The sequence below is a fragment of the Secundilactobacillus similis DSM 23365 = JCM 2765 genome (assembly GCF_001311075.1).
Classification (GTDB): domain Bacteria; phylum Bacillota; class Bacilli; order Lactobacillales; family Lactobacillaceae; genus Secundilactobacillus; species Secundilactobacillus similis.
Genome location: NZ_BBAD01000129.1, coordinates 1 through 5,425, shown reverse-complemented (window position 1 = coordinate 5,425; position 5,425 = coordinate 1). Strand labels below are relative to the sequence as shown.

Genomic DNA, 5,425 nt, shown 5'->3' with positions numbered 1-5,425 from the left:
AGGATCGCTGCACTTCACAAACTGAAGATGCTTACGCTGGACACAAGCGTAACTAACAACGTCAAAAAAGGCCAATCGAGCACGATTGGCCTATGATGCGACTCCCTATGGATAATGTAACGCAAACGCTTGAATTTGTCACGTGCATTTGACTAATTCGGGAAACTGACAGTTCCGCTTAACTGGTCATCAATAGTGGCTGAACTTGATCGCGAATCTGCATCGCTTTTTCAAAATCATCCGTGAAGATGCCGGTCACTCCCCGTTTGAACATGCTCGTTATCTGGTACCGGCTATTGACCGTCCAGATGCGCTCGGCAAATTGGCCAACTGGCTGATAGTGATTGAGGTGAAGGCCACTCAACTGATGCTGCCGAATAAACAATTCCGGGTCAAGCATCACGTGATCCGCTAAAAAACAGTAATTTTGACTAGGCGCAATGAGTCTCGCCGTTTGCAACGTTGCCAGATGAAACGATGAAAAGATCACCTCCTGGATCAGGTCCGCCCGCATTACCTTGTCTAAAACCAAGGCCTCAATTCCCGGATACTGGACCTTATCCGTCTTAAATTCCAAGTTCAAACACACATCCTGACCCCCGACTAACGCCATAAAGTCATCCAACGTTGGGATCAACTCGCCGTTCTCCAACTGAAACTGCTTTAACTGGGCATACGTGAAATCCGTTAACCGCCCCATCCCAGTCGTCGTCCGATCAAGTCGTTCATCATGCATAATCACTGGTACTTGATCTCGCGTGAGTTGAACGTCAAACTCCAGTCCCTCAACACCGTTCTCAATGGCGTAACGAAACCCGGCCAATGAATTCTCGGGAAACTGCGTTGGAATACCGCGATGCCCAAAAATTAAAGTTTTCAATGATCTGCCTCCTACTTACTGTCCGTACCGGTTTGCCCGGTTGGTGTTCGCCAGAAACTGATTCATGCTCAATTGCGCTGTCTTTAACGCTTTATCGATATCGCCACCGTTATAAATTTGCGACATCGCCGTTTGCGTATACGCCCGTTCTTGAATCAACCCTTCCATAAAGATGCCAGAATTAGCGCGATTAGCCTTCGCCCGGGCTAATTGTTGACTTGGCACTTGAGCCGCCGGGTATTTGGCATACAACGCTTTTAAAACTGGTTCTCTTTGAGAATTTCGGTTTAGGGCCAGATAGCCGGTTGCTTTTTGCCACTGCGCCTGAGCCTTGGGCGTCATCACCGACTTGATAAACGCCCAGGCCCCACGTTGAACCGCTTTCGGTTGGCTGTTAGAGATCCATAATGAGGCACCCCCAATCGAGACACCGTTGCCCGTTTGACCGTCCGCATGCGGATAGTAGGTGATTCCCAATTGATCCTTGGTTCCCGCTAGTAATTGACTGATATAAGCTGATGACTGAATGAAGATGCCCAGTTTACCAGCGAGAAAGGCTGCGATTTCATTAGACTCAGCTTGTGATCCCGCACCAAAATCGATAAAGTCCCCGGCTTTGATATTGTCACGAACCCATGCCATCGCGTCCCGACTCGTCTTAGAAGTCATGTTAACACTCGTTGGAAAACCCGTTCGACCATTATCATGATTGGCCATCGTCGTATCGCCATTGGCTAAAAACTGTTCAAACAGCCAGCCATACGCTTCCACGGTGAGGCCTTTCACTTTACCGTGAGACTTTTGACTAATCGCTTTAGCAACCCGAGTAATATCACTGTATGAAGGATTGACTGGTGGTGCCTTGATTCCCAGTCGTTTCAGCAACGAGGCGTTATAGTATAGCACCGGCTGAGACGTATTGAATGGCATTGAAATCTGTCGCCCACCCTGAGAATAAAAGGCCCGCGCCACCGGTGAGATTTGGCTCACATCGTAATGGTCTTCATCAATGAATTGTTGTACCGGTGTCGCAACCTTTGCATGGTACAACTGACTCGTTGACACATCCATTGATTGGAAAACGGCGGGCGAGGCATCCGTTCCGTGCGTGTGGAGAATTTTTTGAACCGCCTCATTGTAGTTGCCTTCAAACTCTGGCACAACTTCGTACTTGGATTGACTCGCATTAAATGCTTTAACGTACTGATTTAACTGATCTTGCGCCGGTCCGGTCATTTCGTGCCAAAAGACAACCCTTGTCTTACTAGCTGCGTGTGAGGTCGTACAAGCACTTAGCGGAATGATCAGCAGCGTTAATAGTGCGCCTAGAACCCATAATCGCTTCACTTATCTCGCCCCCATTATTTAACTGAACCCTCGTTCAGACCCGCTTTGAAGTAATGTTGACCGATGAACAGCACGATCAACGTGGGAATCACAACGATTGCAGCGCTGGCTTGAATCATGCCCCAGTTGTTGAAACTTTCTTGCCCCTGCAATTGTCGAAGACCATCTTGAACCGGTCGAAATCGGTCACTAAACGTGGTCAACATCGGCCACAAGTACTGGTTCCAACTCCCAAGAAAACTATAGGCTGCCAGCGTGAGTAAGCTGATTCGGGTATAAGGCAGCGCAATTTGCCAAAAAAACTGCCAGTGCGAGAGTCCTTCGATATCCGCTGCTTCTTTTAACTCCATTGGTACCTGCATGAATGCCTGCCGCATCATAAACGTTCCAAAGGCCGCCGTTAAAAATGGCACGACCATCACCGCGTAATGGTTGAGTAACCCCATCTGCCGAACTGTCGCAAAGTTTGGGATCACCTCGGCTTCGAATGGGAGCATCATCGTGATCAAAAAGAGTGCGAAAAGCTGTTTGCGGTATTTAAACTGTAAAAACACAAACGCGTACGCGGACATTGAGCACAGCAATAATTGACATCCCATCGTTAGGGTCGAAATCACGAGGCTGTTTAACAAATACCGTAAAATCGGGGTCGTCGTCATGGCAGCAACATAGTTATCAAATGATAGGTGGTTGCTCCACAACGCCCCTTTGGAAATCTCAGCCGTTGGCAATAAACTCGTCCAAAGTCCCAGTAAAAACGGGCCAATGACGATCAACGCCAACACGCCTAAAATTGCATAGCGCCCCACGAGTTTCAACCGAGCACCATTTTGAGCTGGAACTGCAAGTTGATTGGCTGCCATTAATACGTCACCCGCTTTCCAAAGAGCTTAAACTGAATCAAAGTGATCACGGCAATGATCGCCGTTAAAATCACCGATTCCGTACTAGCTTGACCAACATTCCCATTCAAAAAGGCATCCTGATAAACCCGATACACTAATAGGTTCGTCGCGTTACTTGGCCCGCCAGCAGTCATGAGGTCAATCAGGCCAAAGCTTTTGAAGGCATCGATCAACGTCACCGTTGCGACAAAAAATAACGTTGGTGAAATCAGTGGTAAGGTCACCTTAAACAACTGGGTTCGGCCAGGTACCCCGGCAATGTCAGCCGCCTCGTAAAGCGAACTCGGTACCTGTTGCAATGCGCCAAATAAAATTAAGAACGTGAAGCCAAGGTTCATCCAAACCGTTGTCATGATCACAGCAAGCAGCGCATAGTGCGGATCAGCTAACCAGTTAATTTCCGGTAAGTGTAATGCCTGAGCAATTTGAGCAAACACCCCAACAGAGGGATTAAACGCAAATAACCAAAAAATAGCGGCTACGGATACCGAGATGCCCATGGTTGACGAAAATAACGTCTTAAAAAAACTGATACCCTTTAACTGCTGATTGGCCGTAACCGCCAGTACTAATCCCAAGCCAATCGTTAATCCCGTCACTGCTAAGACGTACAGCAACGTTGCACCTAAGCTTGACAGATAAGCAGGATCGGTCAATACCCCAACATAATTAGAAATACCGGTAAAAACGGTTGCTCGCCCATAAGTATCCGTTAGAAAAAAGCTCAGGTAAATCGTTTTGAGCATCGGCCAAAATACAAAGACGCTAAGCACCAACAATGATGGCCCTAAAAACAACACTGCATAACTTCGATCCGTCCATCGGCTTGTTTTGGTTGTGGCACTGACCGGTGCTAGCGGTTGGGCTGTGATGGTTGATTTTGATTTACCCCGCAGTAACTGCTGCATCGCGCTCACTCCCCTTTTCAACCAGCATCAAGTTCCCCGTCTTTTGTTCAAAAACGGTTAGTTCGCTGACACCCGTAATTCGAATCAAATCCCCCACCTTAATGAGTTGCGTATTATCGCTCACTAGTCGAACGGTTTGGTCATCACTTAACACTGCCGTTGCAACAACTTGATCACCCAAGTAGGCCACACTTTCAATTCGCGCATTCGCATTTCGAACCGTGACTTGGAACTGCAGTTGATTAGGCGAATGCCCACCGTCACCTCAGTCCCATCTTCAATTGGGCGTTCAATTGCGAAATCTAAGTCGGCGTTGATGAGTAAGTGTTGCTGCTGAACCGTTGCCGCCAATAAATTAATCTGTGGGGTGCCAAAAAAGCTCGCCACAAACTCGTTTTTAGGGCGTTGATACAGATTAAGCGGTGTATCGATCTGCTGAACTTGGCGATGCTTTAAAACCATCACCCGGTCCGCCATTGTCATTGCTTCAACTTGGTCATGGGTCACGTAGATAACGGTTAACCCCAGTTTACGTTGTAACTGCTTCAGCTCTATCCGCATCTTGGCCCGTAGTTGGGCATCCAAATTAGACAATGGTTCGTCCATTAGACAAATTTTGGCCTCACTGGCAATCGCGCGCGCTAACGCGACCCGTTGCCGTTGACCACCGGATAATGCTTTAGGTTTCCGGGTTCGAAACTCGGTTAAATTCACCATCTCTAACGCATAATTGACTCGTTCGGTAATCTCAGCCGGTGTTTGATGCCGAGCTTTCAATCCAAAACCAACGTTAGCTTCCACCGAAAGAAATGGAAATAAAGCGTAACTTTGAAATACCATTGAAAGTTGCCGGTCCTTAGGTGGTAACTTATTAGCGGGCTGATCATTGATCAATAAACGCCCCGCCGTAATTGATGTCAGCCCCGCAATCATTCGTAACAGGGTACTCTTACCACAACCCGAGGTCCCACGATTACAAAAAATTCGCCATCCTTCACCTCGACCGAGACATCGGTTAACACTGGCTGTTCGCTTTCTGGGTACGTCTTTTCCAAGCGTTCCAATCGAATTGCCATTCAGTTCAACACTCCTTCTTCAGGTACAGTCATTTTGTATCAAGCAACGACTACAGTTTACAAAGCGTTTGTGTCGATTCAGCGTTGACAGTGTATCGATATCGTAAAGGTTGCGTAAAAATTGTTTGAGCTGTCGCTTGTGTCCAGCGTAAGCATGTGTAGTTTGTGAAGTGATTCTGGTTTTCTATAGCGGGAGAATGCCGCGGGAGGCTCCGGCGCTATGCGAGGCTGGAACACAGTGGCCAGATAGGCTTCCAAGCTTCACTGGGTCGCGGGCCTACGAGCTAGGAATGGGCAAAAAGCGCCCAT

Annotated in this window: 4 protein-coding genes and 1 pseudogene; all 5 read right to left on the bottom strand. The window is 47.8% G+C overall.

Annotated elements, in window-relative coordinates:
- Positions 1-178: 178 nt before the first annotated feature.
- The 5 genes and pseudogenes from JCM2765_RS15870 to JCM2765_RS15850 all read right to left on the bottom strand — a co-directional run bounded on the left by JCM2765_RS15870 (position 179) and on the right by JCM2765_RS15850 (position 5,116).
- The gene (locus tag JCM2765_RS15870) at positions 179-880 is read right to left on the bottom strand and encodes a glycerophosphodiester phosphodiesterase (protein ID WP_054737517.1); all 702 of its coding nucleotides are present in this window, start codon (positions 878-880) and stop codon (positions 179-181) included.
- A 15-nt stretch (positions 881-895) separates the two neighbouring features.
- The gene (locus tag JCM2765_RS15865) at positions 896-2,227 is read right to left on the bottom strand and encodes an extracellular solute-binding protein (protein ID WP_054737516.1); all 1,332 of its coding nucleotides are present in this window, start codon (positions 2,225-2,227) and stop codon (positions 896-898) included.
- A 14-nt stretch (positions 2,228-2,241) separates the two neighbouring features.
- Positions 2,242-3,090 carry a carbohydrate ABC transporter permease gene (locus JCM2765_RS15860; RefSeq protein WP_054737515.1) on the bottom strand — a complete coding sequence of 283 codons (849 nt, stop codon included), beginning with the start codon at positions 3,088-3,090 and terminating at the stop codon, positions 2,242-2,244.
- Positions 3,090-4,040 (bottom strand): carbohydrate ABC transporter permease, encoded by a 951-nt coding sequence (locus JCM2765_RS15855; RefSeq protein WP_054737514.1) that lies wholly within the window; start codon positions 4,038-4,040, stop codon positions 3,090-3,092. Before JCM2765_RS15855 ends, JCM2765_RS15860 begins: the two co-directional genes overlap by 1 nt.
- A pseudogene (locus JCM2765_RS15850) lies at positions 4,018-5,116 on the bottom strand (ABC transporter ATP-binding protein). Before JCM2765_RS15850 ends, JCM2765_RS15855 begins: the two are co-directional and overlap by 23 nt.
- Between the last annotated feature and the right edge of the window lie 309 nt (positions 5,117-5,425).

Coding starts and splice junctions, on each gene's coding strand:
- JCM2765_RS15860 (WP_054737515.1), bottom strand. CDS start 3,090: ATGGCAGCCAATCAACTTGCAGTTCCAGCTCAAAATGGTGCTCGGTTG.
- JCM2765_RS15855 (WP_054737514.1), bottom strand. CDS start 4,040: ATGCAGCAGTTACTGCGGGGTAAATCAAAATCAACCATCACAGCCCAA.